Source organism: Azospirillum oryzae, from assembly GCF_008364795.1.
In the GTDB taxonomy this organism is placed as follows: domain Bacteria; phylum Pseudomonadota; class Alphaproteobacteria; order Azospirillales; family Azospirillaceae; genus Azospirillum; species Azospirillum oryzae.
The window spans coordinates 1-21,579 of the sequence record NZ_VTTM01000021.1; the positions used below are offsets into that span (position 1 = coordinate 1).

Consider the following 21,579-nt stretch of genomic DNA (forward strand, 5'->3'; position numbering starts at 1 on the left):
GTGTCGATCAGGGTGGCGAACAGCGTGTTGCCGGTCGAACCCAGGGTGATGACGTCGGTGCCCGTGCCGCCGGTCAGGGTCTCGATCGCCGACAGCACCATGGTGGTGCCGGTGGTGCCGAGGCTGACGACGTCGGAGCCCGCACCGCCAACCAGCGTGTCGATCAGCGAGATCGCCAGCGTGTTGCCGGTATCGCCCAGCGTGACGACGTCGGTGCCCGCAGCGCCGGTCAGCGTCTCGATGCCGCGCAGCAGCACCGTGTTGCCGGCCGTGCCCAGCGTGACGACGTCCGTACCGGCGCCGCCGATCAGGATGTTGACAGCCGACACCGTGACCGTGTTGCCGGCCGAACCCAGGAACACCAGTTCCGAACCCGTGCCGCCGGTGATCGTCTCCAGCGCATTGGCCAGGAGGGTCGCGCCGACCGAGCCGATAGTGATGACGTCCGTGCCGCCCTGGCCGGTGATCGTCTCCAGAGCCGAGACCAGCAGGGTGTTGCCGGTGGTGCCCAGAGTGATGGCGTCGGTGCCCGCACCGCCCGTCAGCGTCTCCAGACCCGAAGCCAGCATGGTGGTGCCGGTGTCGCCGATGGTGACGACGTCGGTGCCGCCCTGGCCCGTCAGCGTCTCGATGCCGCGGACGAGGATGGTGTTGCCCGTCGTGCCCAGCGTGACGACTTCGGTGCCCGCACCGCCGACCAGCAGTTCCAGACCCGAGACCAGCAGGGTGTTGCCGGCCGCGCCGAGGAGGACCCAATCGGTGCCCGTGCCGCCGGCGATCGTCTCCAGCGCCGAAGCGGTGAGCGTGCTGCCCGCCGTGCCCAGCGTGATGACGTCGGTGCCCGTGCCGCCGGTGACCGTCTCGAGAGCCGAGACCAGCATGGTGGCGCCGGTGGTGCCCAGCGTGACGACGTCGGTAGCAGCGCCGCCGGTGACCGTCTCGAGAGCCGAGACGAACAGCGTGTTACCCGCCGAACCCAGCGTGATGACGTCGGTGCCGCCCTGGCCAGACAGGGTTTCCAGAGCCGAGACGAACAGGGTGCCGCCGGCGGTGCCGATCGTGATGACATCGGTGGCAGCGCCGCCGGTGACCGTCTCGAACAGCGAAACCGACGCGGTGTTGCCCGTGTCGCCCAGCGTCAGGACGTCGGTGCCGCCCTGGCCGATCAGCGTCTCGATGCCGCGGAGCAGCAGCGTGTTGCCGGCCGAACCGAAGGTGACGACGTCGGTGCCCGTGCCGCCGATCAGGATGTCGATGCCCGACACCGCGACCGTCGAACCGGCCGTGCCGAGGAACACCAGTTCGGAGCCCGTGCCGCCGATGACCGTCTCGAGCAGGTTGGCGAGCAGGGTCGTGCCGGCCGAGCCGATGGTGACGACGTCGGTGCCGCCCTGGCCCGTCAGGGTCTCAAGACCCGAAACCAGCAGGGTGTTGCCCGAGGTGCCCAGAGTGATCACGTCGGTGGCAGCGCCGCCGATCAGGGTCTCCAGGGCCGAAGCCAGCATGGTGGTGCCGGTGTCGCCGATGGTGACGACGTCGGTGCCGCCCTGGCCGGTCAGGGTCTCGAGGCCGCGCACGGTGACGGTGTTGCCCGCCGTGCCCAGCGTGATCGCGTCGGTGCCAGCACCGCCGATCAGGAACTCAAGAGCCGAAGCCAGCAGGGTGTTGCCGGCCGAACCCAGGAAGACCAGGTCCGAACCCGTGCCGCCCGTCAGCGTCTCCAGACCCGAAGCCAGCAGCGTGCCGCCGACCGAGCCCAGCGTGACGACGTCGGTGCCCGTGCCGCCCGTCAGGGTTTCGAGCAGCGACACCAGGATGGTGTTGCCGACCGTGCCCAGGGAGACGACGTCGGTGCCGACCTGACCGGTCAGCGTCTCGAGACCGGTCACCAGGATGGTGTTGCCGAGGACCGAGCCGATGGTGACGACGTCGGTGCCGCCCTGGCCCGTCAGGGTCTCGAGACCCGAGACGAACAGGGTGCTGCCGGCGGTGCCGATGGCGATGACGTCGGTGCCCGTGCCGCCAATGACCGTCTCGAACAGCGAGACCGACGCGGTGTTGCCCGTGTCGCCCAGCGTCAGAACGTCGGTGCCGGTGGCGCCGATCAGCGTCTCGATGCCGCGGAGCAGCAGCGTGTTGCCGGCCGTGCCGAAGGTGACGACGTCGGTGCCCGTGCCGCCGATCAGGATGTCGATGCCCGACACCGCGACCGTCGAACCGGCCGTGCCGAGGAACACCAGCTCGGAGCCCGTGCCGCCGATGACCGTCTCGAGCAGATTGGCGAGCAGGGTCGTGCCGGCCGAGCCGATGGTGACGACATCGGTGCCGCCCTGGCCCGTCAGGGTCTCAAGACCCGAAACCAGCAGGGTGTTGCCCGAGGTGCCCAGAGTGATCACGTCGGTGGCAGCGCCGCCGATCAGCGTCTCGAGGGCGGCGACCTGCATGGTGGTGCCGGTGTCGCCGATGGTGACGACGTCGGTGCCGCCCTGGCCGGTCAGCGTCTCCAGGCCGCGCACGGTGACGGTGTTGCCCGCCGTGCCCAGCGTGACGACGTCGGTGCCCGTGCCGCCGATCACGAACTCGAGACCCGACACCAGAGCCGTGCTGCCGGCCGTGCCGAGGAAGACCAGATCGGAGCCCGTGCCGCCGGCGATCGTCTCGAGCAGGTTGGCGAGCAGGGTGTTGCCAGCCGAACCCAGCGTGACGACGTCGGTGCCGGCACCGCTGCCGGTCAGCGTCTCGAGAGCCGAGACGAACAGGGTGTTGCCCGAGGTGCCGATGTTGACGACATCGGTGCCGGCGCCGCCGGCGATCGTCTCGAGGGCGGTGGCGACCAGGGTGTTGCCGGCCGAACCCAGCGAAATGACGTCGGTGCCGCCCTGGCCCGTCAGGGTCTCAAGACCCGAAACCAGCAGGGTGTTGCCCGAAGTGCCGATGGTGACGACGTCGGTGGCGGCGCCGCCGGTCAGCGTCTCGAGAGCCGAGACCAGCAGGGTGTTGCCGGTATCGCCCAGCGTGATGGCATCGGTGCCGGCAGCGCCCGTCAGGGTCTCCAGGCCACGCAGCAGGACCGTGTTGCCGACGGTGCCCAGCGTGACGACGTCGGTGCCGGTGCCGCCGATCAGGACGTCGATGGCCGAAACGGTCAGCGTGTTGCCGGCCGTGCCGAGGTACACCAGTTCGGAGCCGGCGGCGCCGGTGATGGTCTCGACCAGGCTGGCGAGGATCGTCGCGCCGGCAGCGGCCAGCGTGATGACGTCGGTGCCGCCCTGACCCGTCAGCGTCTCGACCGCCGAAACCAGCAGGGTGCTGCCGGTGGTGGCGATGGTGACGACGTCGCTGGCGGTGCCGCCGGTCAGCGTCTCGATGCCACCCACGACCAGCGTGTTGGCGGTGTCGCCCAGCGTGATGACGTCGGTGCCGCCCTGGCCCGTGATCGTCTCGACCGCGCGAACCAGCAGCGTGCCGCCGATGGTGCCCAGCGTGACGACGTCGGTGCCGGTGCCGCCGATCAGCGTCTCGACCGACGAAACGGTGGTCGTGTTGCCGGCCGTGCCGAGGAACACCAGATCCGAGCCGGCGCCGCCGGTCAGCGTCTCGAGCAGCGAAGCCGTGACGGTGTTGCCGGACGAGGCCAGCGTGATGACGTCGGTGCCGCCCTGACCCGTCAGCGTCTCGACCGCCGAAACCAGCAGGGTGCTGCCGGTGGTGGCGATGGTGACGACGTCGCTGGCGGTGCCGCCGGTCAGCGTCTCGATGCCACCCACGACCAGCGTGTTGGTGGTGTTACCGAGCGTGATGACGTCGGTGCCGCCCTGGCCCGTGATCGTCTCGACCGCGCGAACCAGGATGGTGCTGCCGGTCGTGCCGATGGTGACGACATCGGTGCCATCGCCGCCGACCAGGGTCTCGATCGCCGAAACGGTGGTCGTGTTGCCGGCCGTGCCGAGGAACACCAGATCCGAGCCGGCGCCGCCGGTCAGCGTCTCGAGCAGCGAAGCCGTGACGGTGTTGCCGCCGGAGGCCAGCGTGATGACGTCGGTACCGCCCTGGCCCGTCAGCGTCTCGACCGCCGAAACCAGCAGGGTGCTGCCGGTGGTGCCGATGGTGACGATGTCGGTGCCGGCGCCGGCGGTCAGCGTCTCGATCCCGGCCACCAGGACGGTGTTGCCGGCCGAGCCGATGGTGACGACGTCGGTGCCGGTGGCGCCGGTCAGCGTCTCGACCGCGGTGATCAGCAGGGTGGTGCCGGTCGTGCCGAACGAAACCACGTCGGACAGCGTGCTGCCGGTCAGCGTCTCGATCAGCGAGACCTGCAGGGTGCTGCCGGAGGTGCCAAGGGTGATGATGTCGGAACCGCCGGCGCCAGCCAGCGTCTCGAGCCCCGAAACCAGCATGGTGGCGCCGGTGCCGACGATCGAGATGACGTCGGTGCCGCCCTGGCCGGTGATCGTCTCGAGCGCGGTGACCAGCATGGTGGTGCCGGTCGTGCCCAGCGTGACGATGTCGGTGCCGGCGCCGCCAGCCAGCGACTCCAGGCCGGAGAGCAGGACGGTGTTGCCGGACGTGCCGAGATAGACGACGTCGGTGCCGTTCTGACCGGTGATCGTCTCGAACGCGACGACCTGCAGGGTGTTGCCCGCGGTGCCCAGCGTGACGATGTCGGTGCCCGCGGCGCCGGTCAGCGTCTCGAGGGCCGACACCAGGATGGTGTTGCCGCCGGAGGCCAGCGTGACGATGTCGGTACCCGCGTCGCCGGTCAGCGTCTCGATGGCCGAGACCAGCAGCGTGTTGCCGGCAGTGCCCAGCGTGACGATGTCGGTGCCCGCGGCACCGGTCAGCGTCTCGACCGCCGAAACCAGCAGGGTGTTGCCCGCGGTGCCCAGCGTGACGATGTCGGTCCCCGCGGCGCCGGTCAGCGTCTCGATGGTCGAGATCAGCAGCGTGTTGCCGGCAGTGCCCAGCGTGACGACATCCGTGCCCGCGCCGCCGGTGATCGTCTCAAGCAAAGACACCAGCATCGTGGAGCCGGACGTGCCGACCGAGATCACATCCGTCGAGCTGCTGCCCACCAGGGTTTCCAGCAGCGAAACCTGCAGGGTGGAACCGGCCGTCAGCGTGATGAGTTCGGTGCCCGCAGTACCAATCAGAGTTTCCAGCGCCGAGATCGACACCGTGTTACCGGAGGTCCCGAGCGTGATGACGTCAGTACTGGAGCTGCCGATGATTGTAGAGAACTGTCCTAGTGTTAGGGTTGAACCCGTCGTTACGTTAAAGGTTCCAGCCATACTAATCCCCTTCAGGTTTGGTTCGCCGGCGGATGAACCATCTTTAAGGCGCGCGTCACGCTCGGCTGATGGCAGGCAGAGTCAGTCCTAGCGCGAGCTAACACACCGTGCCCTTGTTATCCGAAGGAATGGACCCAAGGCAACGCGTTTCTACCGAAGTGGGTAGGGCGAAACGCCTGACCGGACGGGCAGCCCCATAACGGCCATATCCCACTCCTACGACCCCTCCGACAAGTGCCTGGAAAATCTGTCGAAATACCCGGTATGGCCAATTCGCAACAGGCCTGTTTGAAGTTGGGGGTACCCACAGTCCAGCAGTTCGCCGCCGCCGCCGCCGCGGTGCAGGGCTCATTCCCACTCGACTCGCGTCTCCGACGGCGAGCAATTACACAGCTTTCCCGGTCACCGTCACTTCACCCGCCACGGCCTGGCTTAAGCCTTTGCAGTCATCATCGTTACAATTTCATAATATGCACAGTATTGCCGACGCCGCCCCGGCGTGGATGCCTAGCGTGGATGCCTGTGCGACCAGGATCACGCTTGGAGAATTCGGGAACACCCGCTATTCCGTTCCGGCGGCCGGATCGGCAGTCTGCAGAACCGATGCCGCAGGACCGACAGGGACGATCGATCAAGCATGGCGACCATTCAGGAGGCACTCGCCGCGGCGGTGCGGCACCACCAAAGCGGCCAGATCGCCGTTGCGGCCCGCATCTACCGCCGCATCATCGAGATCGCACCCGACCAGACCGACGCCCTGCATCTGATGGGGCTGGCCGTCCGGCGCGCCGGCCAGGGCGGTGCCGCGCTGCGCCTGCTGGCCCGCGCGCTGCGCCTCGATCCCGCCATGGCGGAGCCGCGCCTCAATCTCGGCAACATGCTGCGCGACTTCGGGTCCGGGCAGGGAGCGGCGGCGGCCTACCGCAGCGCCCTCGCCCTGCGGCCGGGCCTGACCGCCGCCTATGAGAGCCTGGGCGCGCTGCACCGCGGGCAGGGCCGCTCCGCCGAGGCTGAACGGGCCTATCGCCGCGCGATCCGTGTCGACCCGATGGCGACGGAAGGCCACAACGGACTGGCCAACGTCCTGCAGGAACGCGATGCGCTGGACGATGCCGTCGCGGCTTATCGCCGCGGACTGGCCATCGACCCTGCCCATGCCGCCGCCTGCAACAACATGGGCATCGCGCTCCGCGGGCTGGGCCGGGCGGACGAGGCGATGGCTTGTCACCGCCACGCCGTGGCGCTGGATCCGTATTTCGCCGCCGGCCACACCAGCCTCGGCCTTGCCCTGCAGGAGCAGGGGCGTCTGGAGGAGGCGGCGCGCGCCCATGCCCGTGCGGTCGCCGTCGATCCGGGCTTCGCCGGCGGCTATGCCAACCATGGCAACGCCCGGCTGAACCAGAACCGGGTGGACGAGGCGGTCACCGGCTTCCGCCGCGCCGTGACGATCGACCCGGCCGGCCCGGACGCCCGCCGCAACCTCGGCATGGCCCTGCTCGTCGCCGGCCGCTTCGAAGAGGGCTGGCGCGAGTATGAGTGGCGGCTGCGCTGCAAGGACGCCCCCACCCACGCCGCCATGCCCAAGCCGCGCTGGAACGGCGAGCCGCTGGAGGGCCGCCGCATCCTGCTGCATGGCGAACAGGGGCTGGGCGACGCCCTGCAGTTCTGCCGCTACGTCCCCCTGGTGGCGGCGCGCGGCGGCCGGGTGCTCCTGGGCCTGCCGGCCCCGCTGCAGCGGGTGATGGCCGGGCTGCCGGGCGTGGAACGCTTCGTCAGCGGCCAGCTTCCCACCGACGCCTTCGACCTGCATCTGCCGATGCTGAGCCTGGGCGAGGTGTTCGGGACCCAGATGGACACCATCCCGCACCGCGTCCCCTACCTGTCGGCGGAGCCCGATCTGACGGCCCGCTGGGGCGAGCGGCTGAAGGGGCTGGCAAAGGACGGGGACGGCCTGAAGGTCGGCATCGTCTGGGCCGGATCGCCGACCCACGGCAACGACAAGAACCGCTCCATCGGGCTGGCCCCCTTCGCGCGTCTGGCCGCCATCCCCGGCGTCAGCCTCGTCTCCATCCAGAAGGGACCGACCGAGGGGCAGGCGGCCAACCCGCCCGGCGGCTTCCCCCTGCTGAACCTGTCGCCCGACATCAAGGACTTCGCCGACACCGCCGCCATCATGGCCGGCCTCGATCTGGTGGTCTGCGTCGACACCTCCGTCGCCCATCTCGCCGGTGCGCTCGGCGTCCCGGTCTGGGTGCTGGTCCCCTTCGCCCCCGACTGGCGCTGGATGCTCGACCGCGACGACAGCCCCTGGTATCCGACCATGCGGCTGTTCCGGCAGGACCGCCCCGGCTCCTGGGACGGCACCATGGACCGGCTCGAGCATGCGCTCCGCGAGCGAACCACACACGTCAACCACACCCGAACAGGACCTTCCGACATGCCGATCCTGGCGCCCGTTTCCTGGGGCGAACTGCTGGACAAGATCACCATCCTCGACATCAAGGCCGAGCGCATCGCCGACGCCGACAAGCTGGCCAATGTCCGGCGCGAGCGCGAGGCGCTGGTCGCCGTGGCGGCGCAGGCCGACACCGCCCGGCCGGAGGTGGCGGCGCTGATCGACGATCTGCGCGCGGTGAACACCACCCTGTGGGAGGTCGAGGACGAAATCCGCGACTGCGAGCGCGCGAAGGATTTCGGCCCGCGCTTCGTCGAACTGGCCCGGCAGGTCTATCACACCAACGACCGCCGCGCGGCGCTGAAGCGCGACCTGAACCAGATGCTCGGCTCCGAGCTGGTCGAGGAAAAGTCCTACCAGGCCTATTGAGGTCCGGCAGCCCTCCTCCCCCTCCAACCCAAGGGTTCCGCTCCATGACCACCGACACCGCCGCCGGGACCGCAATCGGGACCACCGGCCTTCCGCCCGGCCAGAGCACCCCGGAGCAGCAGGCCCTGGAACGTCAGGTCCTGGAACTGTGTCGGGCCGGCCGGCCGGAGGAGGCGGAGGGTCCCTACCGCGACCTGTGCGGCAACCCGCCGCGGGATGCCGCCGGGCTGCTGTCGCTGGCCGAGGCCGCCCGCATCCTGAGCCGGCCGGCCGACGCCGTCGCCTGGGCGGAAGCGGCGGTTCGGTCGCAACCGGAGCGGGCGGAGGGCTGGAGCGTTCTGGCCCTGGCATTCATCGCCGCCGGCCGCACCGACGACGGCTATGCGGCGGCAGCCGAAGCGCTGCGGCGGACGGAGAGCGGGGCGGCAGCCATCCAGGCCCACCGCGCGCAGGCGCTCGCCCGCTTGCGACTGGGTCAGCTGGCCGAGGCGGCTGCCGCCTGCGACGCGGCCCTGCGCCTTGCCGACGGCGCCGCGCAGCCGGCACAATCGCTGCGTCATGCACAGGCCGAGACGCTGGGCACCCTGGCGCTGGTCCGCATGCTGGAGGGACGGGCCGAGGAGGCCGAGGCGCTGTTCCGCCGGGCGCTGTCCCACCGTCCGGTCCTGCCGGAAATCCTGGGCAACCATGCCTCGCTGCTGGCCCGGCTGGGCCGCGACGAGGAAGCGCTGGAGCAGGCCGAGCAGGCGGTGGCGCTGCGTCCGCGTCTGGCGGGAACCCTGCACCTGATCGGCACCCTGCACCACCGCGCCGGCCAGCAGGAATCGGCGATCGCCGTCTTCCACCGGGTGCTGGCGGTCGATCCGGGCCATCTCGACGCCCGGCTGCGGCTGGCCGACAGCCTGCGCGTCGCCGGCCATTGGGAGGAGGCGGCCACCGTCTGCCGCGACGGGCTGGCCCGCATCGCCAACCCGGATGACCCCAACCGGACGCCGCTGCTGGCCAATCTGGGCGCCGCCCTGCAGAGCAGCGGCGACACCGCCGGGGCGCTGGACGCCTACCGCGAGGCGCTGCGCCTGTCCCCCGACCTGCCGGAGGTCCACAACAACCTCGCCCGCCTGCACCAGGAAACCGGCAACCCGGACGCCGCCATCGAGGAACTGCGCCGCGCCACCGCCGGCCGGCCGGCCAACCAGCCGCTTCCCCTGCCGCTGCGCCGCGCCCTGCTGTCGCTGCTGGTCGCCGCCGGCCGCACCGCCGAGGCGGAGGCGGAAGCCTTCGGCATCGCCCGCACCGCACCGGAGGACGCGGAGCTGTGCTTCGGCATCACAGCATTGTTCCTGCAAGGCGGCTGGCGCGACCAGGCCCTGCCCTATGTCCGCAAGGCGATCCGCCTCGCCCCCGACGTACCGCGCAACTGGATCGCCTTCGCCGAGGCGCTGCGCGACGCCACGCCGCCGGAGCCCGCCAATGGCGTTGACGAGGGCCTGCGCGCCGACCTGCTGGCCGCGCTCGGCCGGCCGGAGGTGGAGGGCGCCGGGCTGGCACGCGCCATCGCCGGCGTGCTGATGGCCGCGCCCGTCATCAGGACCCTCGCCGCCCTGCCGGAGAATGACGGCCCCGCCCTGGACGAGGCCAGCCGGACCCTGCTGGCCGACGGTTCGCTCGCCGGGCTGGCGGAGGATGCGCTGCTGCTGGCCCATCTGCGCGCCGCGCCGGTCTGCGACCCCTCGCTGGAACGGGCGCTGACCCGGCTGCGCCGGGTGCTGCTGCTGGCGCTGACCGGCCCCGGCCTGCCCGACCGGCCGTCCTGGCGCGCCCTGTGCGCCGCCATCGCCGAACAGTGCTTCCTCAACGAGTATGTCTTCGCCGAGACCGACGGCGAGTTCCAGGTCCTGGCGGTGCTGCTCCGCGCGGCGGAGGCGGCGCTGGACCGCAAAGAGCAGCCACCGGCGGTGCTGGTCGCGCTGCTCGGCGCCTATCGTCCGCTCTACCGCTGGGAACGGGCGGCCGCCCTGCAGGCCATGTCCTGGCCCGAGGAGATCGCCCGGCTGCTGAACCGGCAGGTCGCCGAACCGCTGGCCGAGGCCGCCATCCAGGCGGAGCTGCCGGCGCTGACCCAGATCAGCCACCCGGTGTCGGTCGGCGTGCGCGCCCAGTACGAGGAGAACCCCTATCCGCGCTGGATGACCACCGGCCTGCTGCCGGAGCCGGTGCCGCTGCCCCGCTTCCTGCACGCGCTCTTCCCCCATGCCGCCCTGCCCGCTTCCCCCGCCTGGAACGCGCCGGGCTGGGAGGCGCCGGAGGTTCTGGTCGCCGGCTGCGGCACCGGGCGCGAGGCGGTGTGGGCCGCCACCACCCTGAAGAACGCCAAGGTGCTGGCGGTCGACCTCAGCCGCCGCAGCCTCGCCTACGCCACGCGGCAGAGCCGGCGGCTGGGCCTGAAGAGCATCGAGTTCGCCCAGGCCGACCTGCTGGAGCTGGGGACGCTGGGCCGCCGCTTCGACGTGATCCACAGCGTCGGCGTGCTGCACCACATGGAGGATCCGGTGGCGGGCCTGCGCGTGCTGCGCGGGCTGATGCGCCCGCATGGCGTGATGGAGGTGGGCTTCTACAGCGCCGCCGCCCGCCGGCCGATCCTGGCCGCCCGCGCCTTCATCGCCGAGCGCGGCCACCCGCCGACCCTGGACGGCATCCGCCGCGTCCGCCGCGACATCCAGGATCTGCCGGACGGCCATCCGGCCCGCGCCGTCGTCCATTCCCCGGACTTCTACGGCACCAGCGCCTGCCGCGACCTGCTGATGCATGTCCACGAGCTGCACGTCACCCTGCCCTGGCTGGCCGGTGCGCTCGAGACGCTGGGCCTGGAGTTCCTGGGCTTCCGGCTGGCCGATCCCGCCGTGGCGGCGCTCTACCGCAAGCGCTTCCCCGAAGATCCGGCGATGACCTCGCTCGCCCGCTGGGACCGGCTGGAGGCGGAGCATCCGATGATCTTCGGCGGGCTGTACCAGGCCTGGGTGCGGGCGCGGGCCTGAGGAGAAAGGTCCGGGAATGACGGGTGGGGTCCGGTTGACCCTGCCGGTTTCGGGGTGATATCGCTTCGCCGTCTGGAAAAGACACGGCGAAGATGGACGCGGCAGAGAAAGACGTCATGGAACAGCGTGCAAAAGACAGGGTCTCGATCTGCATCCCGACCCGCAACCGCCCGAACCTGCTGCGCGAGCTGCTGGACACGGTCTTCGCCCAGACCTACGGCAATTACGAAGTCATCATCACCGACAATTCGGACAATGACGAGACGCGCGACCTCGTCGCCGCCCGTTATGCCGATCCGCGTGTCCGCTACCACAAGAACGAGACCAATCTGGGGATGGACGGCAACGCGCGCCGCGCCTTCAGCTTCATCACCGGCGAGTTCTTCACCTTCACCGCCGACGACGATTTCTGGGATGCCGACAACCTGCGCCGCAAGGTCGATCTGCTGCGCCGGGTGCCGGAGGTCAACGCCTGCTTCTCCAACGCCCACCACATCCTGATGGACGGGCGCCCCCACCCGCAGCCCTTCCACACGACGCTGCGGCCGGGGATGGAGGCGGTGATCGACGGCTATTACCTGAACCCGGTGTCGCTGCATTTTCCGCCGTCGCCGCCACTGTTCGTCAACACCCTGACCGGCCTCTACCGCACCGCCCAGTTCCTGGCGCCGATGGTCGAATCCTGGGAATGCGGGTCGGAGGAATACGCCCACTGGTATCTCGGCCTGTCGGGCCAGCGGCTGGGCTATCTGTTCGACCCGCTCATCACCATCCGCGACGGTGAGCACAACTGGGAAATCCAGACCGGCAACGGCGCGGTGACCAATTACCGCAAGTCGCCGGAAGTCCGTGCCGCCCAGTTGAACCGCATCTACACCACCCTGCGCGCCAGGCGCGGGGCGGAGCTGACCAGGATCGACCGGCAGGTCGAGCTGGCGGTCTTCACCTTCCTGGTCGAGCAGATCGGGCAGGCGGCGGTCCAGTATATCGGCAGCTTCCCGCTGATCACGGTGGCCGACTTCAACGCCTACATCCAGGAGCGCAACCGGCGCCAAGCGGCGCAGGCCCAGGCGGCGCAGGCATGAACGCCGCCACCCCGCTCGTCAGCATCCTGATCCCGGCCTACAACCGGGAGCGCGAGATCGAGGAGACGGTCCGCTCCGCGCTTGCCCAGACGGTGCAGGACATCGAGGTGGTGGTGGTCGACAACGCCAGCACCGACGGCACCTGGGCGATCTGCCAGCGGCTGGCGGCGGAGGACGGGCGGCTGCGCCTGTTCCGCAACGACGCCAACATCGGCCCCGTCAACAACTGGCGCCGCTGCGTCGCCGAGGCGCGGGCGCCCGTTTCCAAGATCCTGTTCTCCGACGACCGGCTGGAGCCGGCCTATCTGGAACGCACCCTGCCCCGCCTGCAGGGGCGGGTCGCCTTCGTCTTCACTCCCGCGAAGCTGGTGGACGAGGCGGGTGCGTCGCACGGCGTCATCCACCAGTATTTCGTCGACACCTTCCCGTCCGACACCTTCGTCTTCGAATATCTGTCGAACTTCGGCGGCCTGCCGGTGTCACCCTGCGCCGCCCTGTTCCGCACCGCCGACCTGCGCGACGGCATCGTCAGCGATCTCGGCCCCGGCCCGGCGGGCAGCTCGGCCGCCGATTTCGAGGCGCACGGCGCCGGCCCCGACTGCCTGATCTATCTGATCGCCGCCAGCCGCTATCCCTATGTCGCCTATGTCGGCGAGCCGCTGGTCACCTTCCGGCGCGGCGGCATCACCTCCGACCTGATCGCGAACGGGCGCTTCTTCACCTGCTACCACCACGCGCTGATGTGGTTCATGAAGTCGCCGATGGCCCCGCCGCCCGCCCGGCTGGCCGCCGCCGCCCTGTGGCGGCAGGAGGTGCGCGTCGCCCGCCGGGTCATTCCCTATGAGGACCATCTGCGGGCCTACGGGGTGGAGCCTTGAGCGGGCCGCCTCGTCAGCTGGCGGGGCCGACACCGTAGCGGGACAGGACGTCGGCGATCCCCTCCTCGATGCCGATGCCCAGCTCGATCCCCATCGCCGACAGCGCCCGGGTATCGGCGACGGAGTTCATGATCTCGTCGTCGCGGTAGGGGATGGCGCCGAAGCGCAGGTCGGTCGGGCTGCCCGACAACCGCTTCACCGTCTCGGCGAAGGCCCGGATCTCCACGCTGCGCCCGGTGCCGACATTGACCTCGGCATAGCCGCTCTCCGTCCCCACCGCCCGGCGGACGATGGCGACATAGGCGCGGACCACGTCGTCGACATGCACGAAGTCGCGCTTCTGGTGGCCGTGGGTCAGCGGATGGGAGTCGACGCGCTGCAGGGCCACCTTGCGGATCAGGTCCTCGCAGAATTTGGTGGGGCTGTCATGGGCGCCGTAGACATGCTCCAGGCAGGCGTTGACCAGCATGATGCGGTCGGAGAACTTCTTCAGCCAGGGCAGCAGGTTCTGCTTGGACAGGGAATAGTTCGGCAGGGCCGAATAGGACTTCTTCTCCTTGCAGAAATAGGAGTCCGTGTTGACGAAGGCGCGGACCTTGTGCTGGACGCACAGCTCGATCAGTTCGACCGGGAAGATCAGGTTCGCTTCCAGGATGCTCGCCAGCGTCTCGCCGCCGCGGCCGTAGGAGGTGGCGACATGCACCGCCGCCTCGACCGGCGCTCCGGCGAAGGCCCCGGCGATGCCGTCGCGGTCGATGTCGACGAAGGACAGGCCGGGGTCGCCGAGCAGCGGCCGGACGCGCGTCAGGTCGGACGTGCTCCTCTTCAGGACGATGACCTCATGCCCGTCGGCGAGCAGCCCCTTCAGAAGATGGCTACCGACGAAGCCGGTGCCTCCGGTCACAAGAACGGCCATGGATCTTCACTTCCCCGACTGGCGGCGCCCGGCGGCCGGGCGGCGCTCATATGCTGGTCGATTTCGCCGGCTGACCGGTTCCGGCCCTTATACGGAAGGACGCCCGGTATTTCAGCAGGTCGCGTGCAAAGCGCAGGGTCTCGCCGATGCCGGCGCCATATTCCAGCTTCTTCCGCACCAGCCGGAAGAAGCGCGGGCGATAGCGCATCGTCATGTGAGGCGGGTGGGTGCCGTCGATGAAGCGCTCCAGGAAGCGGAAATTCTCGCGCGCCACCGCCCGCACGACGCCGGGCGAGAAGTTCATCGTCGGCGAGCCGTAGAGCCGGTGCATGCCCGAGACGAAGACCTCGATGAAATTGTGGGAGAACACGCTGTGCGGCATGTTCATCACCATCGGCTGGTCCGTCAGGTACAGCGTCGGCTGCCGGTCATTGACCAGCGACAGGTTGACCAGACCGATATGGGCGACGGAGGTGCCGGACAGGTCGGCCGCGTCGTAGTCGCGGAAGCTCTTGCGGAAGACCGAGCGCGACAACCAGAAGGAATGCGACACCACGGCGGCTCTCAGCTGCTCGTCCCCGGCGTCGAGGGACAGCGGCCGGCCCAGCGGCAGGCGGACCATGGTTCCGGCCGGGGTGGTCAGGGTCCCGTCGAACGCCATACCGCCCACCACCCCGCCCATATCCCTCGGCTCGTTCAGGAAGACCAGGGTCGGGCTGTGGGCGTCGATCACCGCGCACAGCCGGGCGACCGTTCCCGGCAGGACATAGTCGTCGTCGGACAGGATCCAGATATGACCGGAGACGCAGCGGTCGAAGCAGGCCATGACGTTCCCGTCATAGCCGAGATTGCGGGCGTTGCGGTGGTACTCGAACAGGACCGCCCCGGCACGGTTCCAGCGTTCGAAGATCCGGACGGAGCGTTCGACCCGCTCGTCGGAGCAGTTGTCCGACACCAGGATGCGGATGTCGCGCCGTCCGGTCTCCAGGACCTGCGCCATCAGGTTCTCGACCTGGAAGACCAGTTCGTCCGGACGGTTGTAGGTGGGGATGCAGATGGTCAGGACCGGCGGAGAGGTTTCCGGCGGATGGGCTGTTGACGGGGCCGGCCGCTCGGTCCGGCCCGCCGGGCGCCAGGAGCCGCGCCGCCAGTCGGCCAGACGGCGCAGGTGCGAGGCCTCGGGATGGCCGGGAACGGCCGCCAGGATGGCGTCGTAGAGCGCGACGGCCCCCGTCAGGTCGGCCGACTGGTGCCGTTCGACCGCCTCGCGCAGGGTCCGGCGGATGGCGGAGGCGAGGGTCGAGGCGATCTGCCCATGGCCCGGCTCCAGGACCGCCAGGGCGGCGAAGGTCAGCAGCGCCTCCACCGGCTTCCCGCCGTTCAGCAACCCGGCGCCATGATCGTAGGCCGCGACGATGATCCGGTTGTAGGCGTCGAGCAGGGGCGGCCGGCGGCGCTGGTCGGCAGGCACCACCGCGATCCGATGCAGCCCGCGCGGCACGAAGCCTCGGTCGATGTCGTCGCCGCCGAACAGGAAAGCCAGGACGGGATTGCCGGGATCGAGCGCCAGAACGGCACCGGCCAGCGATGCGGCCTCGGCCAAAGCCTTGCCCGGCGGCAAGCTGGCCAGGACGGCCGACGCCTTCTGCACCGCGACCCGGCGGTTGGACTCTATCGCCTCGTGGCGCAGGCCGACCGCCTCCAGCCGGCGGAAGCAGGACAGCGCCGGCTCGATCCGGTCGAGCTGGATTTCGCAGATCGACAGAAGATGGAAGGCGTTGGCACTGGCCGGGTCCATGCACAGCGCAAGCCGGTAGGCGGCCGCGGCCGCGGCGATGTCGCCGCCGCGGTAGCGTTCCATCCCTTGGGAAACGAAGTCGTCAGCGCTCGTCATCGGCATGGCAGGGGTGGGGGCCGGGCGGTTCAGCCGGCCTGTCCGGCGCGGCCGGCCCACGCGGCGCGACCGGCAATGTCCTGCTGGATGCGCTCCCAGATGCCGGTGAAGATGCGGTCCCAGGAATGCTGTTCCAGCACCTGCCGGACGACGCCGGCGCTGCGCCGCTCATACTCCTCCTGCGGCATCGCCAGGGCGCGGGCGATGATGGCGCGGTTGGCCTCGGCGTCCTGGGTCAGCTCGATGGCGTAGGGGGAGCGGAAGCCGCTTTCCGGGGTGACCATCGGCACCAGACCGCGGGCGCAGTTCTCCAGGATGGCGGTGGCCTGGGCGTCGCGCGAACTGGCGTGGATGTAGAAGGCGCAGTTGTCCTTGATGAAGCGGTCCTGCTGGGCCGACGTGTTGTCCACCCAGCCGAGCGAGACGAACTCGTGCCCGTTCAGGCGGACGCGCTGGTAGGGATGGGCGCGCAGCGCGCTGCTGCCGGCATGCAGCACGGCGCCGGTGCCGGCGACGCTGTTCAGCAGCAGGTCGAATCCCTTGTGCGGGGCGAGGTCGCTCATGTGCAGCAGGCCGCGCATGCTGGCTTGCGAATAGCCGCGCGGCGGGGCGAAGCGGTGGCCTTCGCAGCCCATGTCGATGCGGACGATGCGGTCCTTGACCCGGCCCAGCATGTCGTCGGCCGGCAGGGCCTGGATGCGCTCGTACCAGTGATCGCCGCAGATGCCGAAGATCAGCCGCGCGCCCCGGAGCTGGCTGTCCATGAAGGGGCTCCAGCTCTTGTGCTCCTCCACCGGTTCGGGCAGCAGCGGCAGCATCAGGTAGGTGTTGGGATGGGCCGGCTGGCCGGGCTCCAGCGCATTGTCGCGCACCCAGTCGTCGGCAAGCCCGCCGACGGAATCGAAGCTGGTGTGGCCCAGCAGGATGTCCGCCGGGTTCCGCGTGACGCGCGAGGCATTGAAGCTGTCGAGATGCACGTCGGTGAAGCGGCCGAGCACGCGGCGCGCATGCTTGCAGATCTCCGCGTTGTTCGCCTCGTACTTGTCGTAGCTATCGCGGCGGAAGATGTAGGGCGTCCAGAAGAAATGCAGCATGCGGTCCTCAAACCTCAGTGGGCGGGGCTTTCGCGGCCCCGGCCCTGTCGTCAGCAGCCCGGCGTCACCCCTGCCCGGCGATCCAGGCCAGCATGTCGGAGACGCCGCGGCGGGCGTCGACCTTCGGCTCCCAGCCCAGCAGGCGGCGGGCCTTGGCGATGTCGGCGACGAAGATGCGCTGGTCGCTGATGCGCGGCGGCAGCCGCTCGAACCGCATCTCCACCCCGTGCAGCTCCTCCAGCAGGCGGAACAACTCCAGCAGGGACAGGCTGTTGGCCATGCCGCCGCCGATGTTGAACACCTGTCCCGCCACCGCGTCGGCCCGTTCCACCGCGCTGAAATAGAGGGTCTTCATGTCCTCGGCGTGCAGCACGTCGCGGACCTGCTTGCCGGTGCCGCTGATGGTGAAGGGATCCTTCAGTTTCCCAAGCCCGGCCTGGACCGCCAGACCGCAGAACCAGCCGACCCAGCCCTGGTCGGCGGTGGCGTATTGCCGGCCGCCATACATCGAGGAATGGCGGAACACCACGGTGCGCAGCCCGAACACCCGGTGATGGTCCAGCATCATCTGGTCGGCCGCGCCCTTGGAGGTGCCGTAGGGCGAATGGAAGTCGAGCGGGGCGGTCTCGTCGAAGCCGTTGGGGAAGGCCGGGGCGACGTAGCGGGTCTCCGTCTCCTCGTACGGCGTCCATTCCAGGTCGCCATAGACCTTGTTGGTCGAGCTGTAGAGCACCAGGGCGTCCGGCGCCGAGCGGCGCACCGCGTCCAACAGGTTGAAGCTGCCCAGCGCGTTGACCTCGAAATCCAGCCGCGGGTCGGCCAGCGAGGTGGTCATCGCCACCTGCCCCGCCAGATGGAAGACCACGTCGGGCCGCAGTTCCGCCACCGCGCGCTGCACGTCGTTGGGATTGCGGATGTCGCCGTGGCGGAACTCGAACTCGCCCTGGCCGCGCAGCCAGTCGAGGTTCAGCGTGCTGCCCCGGCGAGACAGGTTGTCGAAGACGCAGAGGTCCTCGCCACGCTCCAGAACGGCGGCGGCGAGGTTGCTGCCGAGGAAGCCGCAGCCTCCGGTGATCAGGTAGCGCACGGGAGAACTCCGGTATTTTCGGGCAATTTTTCGGGGGGATCGAGGAAGGCCAGGGTCTGCCGCATGCCCTCGTCCAGCGGGGTCGACGCCCGCCAGCCGAGCCTTGCCGCGGCCTTGCCGGCGTCGGCGACGATGCTCATCACCTCGTCCGGACGGTAGGGCAAGGCGCCCCAGGCCAGGGCGTCGCCGCCATGGCCGACGGCACGGGCCGCAGCATCGCCCAGGGCGCGGATGGTGATCGGCGCGCCGGAGCCGAGATTGACGATCTCGCCGGCCGGGAAGTCCGGCAGTTCGGCCAGCCGCAGGCAGGCCTCGGCAACGTCGCCGACATAGACGTAGTCGCGCAGTTGGCCGCCGGCGGTCAGCTCGGTGCGCCGGCCGTCGCGGCAGGCGCGCAGGATCATCGGCACGAATTTCGTGTCGTTCTCCAGCGGGCCGTACATGCCGAAGGGCCGCACCACGGCGAGCGCCAGCCCGTGCGACGCGGCGGTGCCGAGCGCGGCGAGCGTCGCCGCCGCCTTGGTGATGCCGTAGAGGCTGCGCGGGGCCGGCGGCGCGTCCTCGGCGATCGGATGGTCGGAGGGGCCGTATTCGTAGCAGGTGCCGACATGGATGAAGCGCTTCACCCCGCCCTGGGCCGCCGCACGCACGAGGTGCAGCGTGCCCTCCAGGTTGGTGCGGACCGACGCCGCCACGTCCTGGAAGCGGTAATCGACGCCGTAGGCGGCGCAATGGACGATCAGGTCGGGACGCGCGCCGGCCACCGCCGCCGCGATCTCATCCCCCGACGCCGTCAGGTCGAGCCGCACCGGCTCCGCCGCCACGCCGAGGCGGGCGAGACGCCAGCTGTCGCTGCCCTCCCGGCCGGCGGCCAGCACCGTCCAGCCGGCATGGGCGAAGCGGGCGGCCACATGGGCGCCGAGGAAGCCGGCGGAGCCGGTGACGAGAACGCGCATCGCCCGGCGGCCCTCAGCCGGCCGTCCGCGCCCGGACGAAGCCGCGGATGACGTCCAGCATGTAGTCGATGTGGGCGGCGGTCAGGCCCGGATAGACGCCGATCCACAGGGTGCGGGCGGTGACGACGTCGCTGTTGGTCAGCTCGCCGACGACGCGGTGCGGGCGGCCCTTCATGTAGGGCTGGCGCAGCAGGTTGCCGCCGAACAGCTGGCGCGTGCCGATGCGGGCGCGGGTCAGCTCGCGCGTCAGCTCGTCGCGGCTGAAGGGGGCGTCGGCCGCCACCGTGATGGGGAAGCCGAACCAGGACGGGTCGCTGTTCGGCGTCGCCTCCGGCAGGATCAGCATGTCGGCCAACTCGGCCATCCCGGCCTTCAGCCGGGCGAAGTTGACCTTGCGCGCCTCGATGAAGCCTTCCAGCCGATCCATCTGGCCCAGCCCGACCGCCGCCTGCATGTCGGTGATCTTCAGGTTGTAGCCGAGATGGGAGTAGATGTACTTGTGATCGTAGCCGTGCGGCAGGTCGCCGAGCTGCCAGTTGAAGCGCTGCTTGCAGGTGTTGTCCTGGCCCGGCTGGCACCAGCAGTCGCGGCCCCAGTCGCGGAAGGATTCCAGCGAGCGCTTCAGCTTGGCGTTGCTGGTGAAGACCGCCCCGCCCTCGCCCATCGTGATGTGGTGGGCCGGGTAGAAGCTGAGGGTGCCGACGTCGCCGAAGCTGCCGACCAGCTTGCCGTCATAGCGGGCACCCAGCGCGTCGCAGCAATCCTCGACCACCCACAGCCCGTGCTTCTCGGCGACGCGGGTGACGGCGGCGAGGTCGAAGGGGTTGCCCAGCGTATGGGCCAGCATGATGCCGCGGGTGCGCGGGGTCACCGCCTCTTCCAGCAGCCGCATGTCCATGTTGTAGGTCGGGATGTCGACGTCGAGGAAGACCGGGACCATCCCGTTCTGCAGGATCGGGTTCACCGTGGTCGGGAAGCCGGTGGCGCAGGTGATGATCTCGTCGCCAGGATTCAGCGCGCGGTCGCCCAGCAGCGGCGAGGTCAGCGCGGTCAGCGCCAGCAAATTGGCCGACGAGCCGGAATTGACCGTCAGCACGTTGCGCGCGCCGAGGAACTCGCCCAGACGCTTTTCGAAGGCGTCGTTGAAACGGCCGGTGGTCAGCCAGAAATCGAGGGCGGAATCCACCAGCAGCGCCATCTCCTCGCCGCCATAGACCTTGCCGCTGACGGGGACCGGCGAGCGCGCCGGGTCGAAGGGGCGGTCGGCATGGGCGACCTCCGCATATTCGGCCACCAGATCGAGGATCCGGCGGCGCAGGTCTTCCCGGCGATCCGCCGAACCGGCCGGCGAAGAGGTGGCCGGCGAAGAGGGGGAGGAGGTCATGACGGTCTCACGGAAGAAACGGTGATGCGAAAAGGACGCCGGACGCCTCAGACGGCCGGCCGGGCCTCGTTATACGCAAGAAGCTGGGCGGACATAAGGGCGGGGATGTCCTGGCCGCGGCCATAGGCGCGATACCACTCGACGGTGCGGGCCAGCGTCTCCGCCAGATCCCAGCGCGGCGCCCAGCCCAGCCGCTGCCGCGCCTTGGAACAGTCGAGCGCCAGGAAGCGGTTCTCGTGCGGGCCGGCCGGGCCGCTGTTGTCGACCCAGGCGGCGCCGTCGCCCCACAGCGAGGCCAGCCGGTCGGCCACCCAGTGGACCGGGCGGGCGCTGCCCTCGGCCGGGCCGAAATTCCAGCCTTCGGCATGGGTCGCCGGCTCGGTCCAGGCGGCTTCCGCCAGCATCAGGTAACCGTGCAACGGGTCGAGCACATGCTGCCAGGGCCGGGTGGAATGGCGGTTGCGCACCACCGCCGGACGGCCGTCCAGGAAGGCGCGGATCAGGTCGGGGACCAGACGGTCCTCCGCCCAGTCGCCGCCGCCCACCACGTTGCCGGCGCGGCCCGACACCAGGGCGACCGGGCTGTCCCCCGGCGGGAAGAAGGACTGGCGGAAGGCGGCGGTCACCAGCTCCGCGCAGCCCTTGCTGTTGCTGTAGGGATCGCGGCCGCCCATCGGCTCGTTCTCGCGATAGCCCCAGACCCACTCGCGGTTCTCGTAGCATTTGTCGCTGGTGACGTTGACCACCACGCGCACGCTGTCGATCCGGCGCACCGCGTCGAGCAGATGCACCGTGCCCATGACGTTGGTGGCGTAGGTCTCCACCGGGTCGCGGTAGGAGCGCAGGACCAGCGGCTGGGCCGCCATGTGGATCACGATGTCGGGACGGGCGGCGGACAGCGCCGCCGCCAGCCGGTCGCGGTCGCGGATGTCGGCGATCTCGCTGCGGTGCAGCCGGTCGCGCAAGGCCGCCGCCTCGAACAGGCTGGGGGTGGTCGGCGGCTCCAGCGCATAGCCGGTGACGCGCGCGCCCATGGCGGAGAGCCAGAAGCCGAGCCAGCTTCCCTTGAAGCCGGTGTGGCCGGTCAGGAAGACCGACTTGCCGGACCAGAACGACGCAGTCGCAGCCATCGGAGCGG

At 70.0% G+C, this 21,579-nt stretch carries 12 protein-coding genes; 4 read left to right on the forward strand and 8 right to left on the reverse strand.

The features are described 5' to 3' along the window. On the reverse strand, window positions 1–5,174 hold a 5,174-nt coding region (locus FZ938_RS29835; protein ID WP_149201796.1), incomplete at its 3' end, for a beta strand repeat-containing protein. 751 nt (window positions 5,175–5,925) lie between these two features. Between FZ938_RS29835 and FZ938_RS29840 the strand changes: the two genes are divergently transcribed. The 4 genes from FZ938_RS29840 to FZ938_RS29855 all read left to right on the forward strand — a co-directional run bounded on the left by FZ938_RS29840 (window position 5,926) and on the right by FZ938_RS29855 (window position 13,110). Then, window positions 5,926–8,112, forward strand: a complete 2,187-nt coding sequence (locus FZ938_RS29840) for a tetratricopeptide repeat protein (RefSeq protein WP_246457186.1) — start codon at window positions 5,926–5,928, stop codon at window positions 8,110–8,112. Window positions 8,113–8,156: 44 nt separating this feature from the next. Beyond that, window positions 8,157–11,147 carry a tetratricopeptide repeat protein gene (locus tag FZ938_RS29845; protein ID WP_149201797.1) on the forward strand — a complete coding sequence of 997 codons (2,991 nt, stop codon included), beginning with the start codon at window positions 8,157–8,159 and terminating at the stop codon, window positions 11,145–11,147. A 116-nt stretch (window positions 11,148–11,263) separates the two neighbouring features. Then, entirely contained in the window at window positions 11,264–12,232 is a 969-nt protein-coding gene (locus FZ938_RS29850; protein WP_174756942.1) for a glycosyltransferase family 2 protein, read from the forward strand. Beyond that, window positions 12,229–13,110, forward strand: a complete 882-nt coding sequence (locus FZ938_RS29855; RefSeq protein WP_149201799.1) for a glycosyltransferase family 2 protein — start codon at window positions 12,229–12,231, stop codon at window positions 13,108–13,110. The genes FZ938_RS29850 and FZ938_RS29855 overlap by 4 nt, the downstream gene beginning before the upstream one ends. A gap of 13 nt (window positions 13,111–13,123) precedes the next feature. On the opposite strand, the gene FZ938_RS29860 is transcribed toward FZ938_RS29855, so the two are convergent. From FZ938_RS29860 to rfbG, 7 genes are all read right to left on the reverse strand, one after another. Beyond that, window positions 13,124–14,026: an NAD-dependent epimerase/dehydratase family protein gene (locus tag FZ938_RS29860; protein ID WP_149201800.1), complete on the reverse strand. Its 903-nt coding sequence runs from the start codon at window positions 14,024–14,026 to the stop codon at window positions 13,124–13,126. 46 nt (window positions 14,027–14,072) lie between these two features. Then, entirely contained in the window at window positions 14,073–15,920 is a 1,848-nt protein-coding gene (locus FZ938_RS29865) for a glycosyltransferase (protein WP_174756940.1), read from the reverse strand. A gap of 29 nt (window positions 15,921–15,949) precedes the next feature. Beyond that, window positions 15,950–17,014 carry a glycosyltransferase family protein gene (locus FZ938_RS29870; protein WP_149201802.1) on the reverse strand — a complete coding sequence of 355 codons (1,065 nt, stop codon included), beginning with the start codon at window positions 17,012–17,014 and terminating at the stop codon, window positions 15,950–15,952. A gap of 64 nt (window positions 17,015–17,078) precedes the next feature. Then, complete coding sequence (locus FZ938_RS29875; protein WP_149201803.1) at window positions 17,079–18,101, reverse strand: GDP-mannose 4,6-dehydratase; 1,023 nt, start codon at window positions 18,099–18,101, stop codon at window positions 17,079–17,081. Continuing rightward, the gene (locus FZ938_RS29880; protein ID WP_149201804.1) at window positions 18,089–19,057 is read right to left on the reverse strand and encodes an NAD-dependent epimerase/dehydratase family protein; all 969 of its coding nucleotides are present in this window, start codon (window positions 19,055–19,057) and stop codon (window positions 18,089–18,091) included. Before FZ938_RS29880 ends, FZ938_RS29875 begins: the two co-directional genes overlap by 13 nt. A gap of 13 nt (window positions 19,058–19,070) precedes the next feature. Beyond that, a complete protein-coding gene (gene rfbH / locus FZ938_RS29885; protein WP_149201805.1) occupies window positions 19,071–20,441 on the reverse strand; it encodes a lipopolysaccharide biosynthesis protein RfbH in 1,371 nt (456 codons plus the stop codon). A 47-nt stretch (window positions 20,442–20,488) separates the two neighbouring features. Next, on the reverse strand, window positions 20,489–21,571 hold the full coding sequence (gene rfbG / locus FZ938_RS29890; protein ID WP_149201806.1) for a CDP-glucose 4,6-dehydratase: 1,083 nt from the start codon (window positions 21,569–21,571) through the stop codon (window positions 20,489–20,491). Window positions 21,572–21,579: the final 8 nt, after the last annotated feature.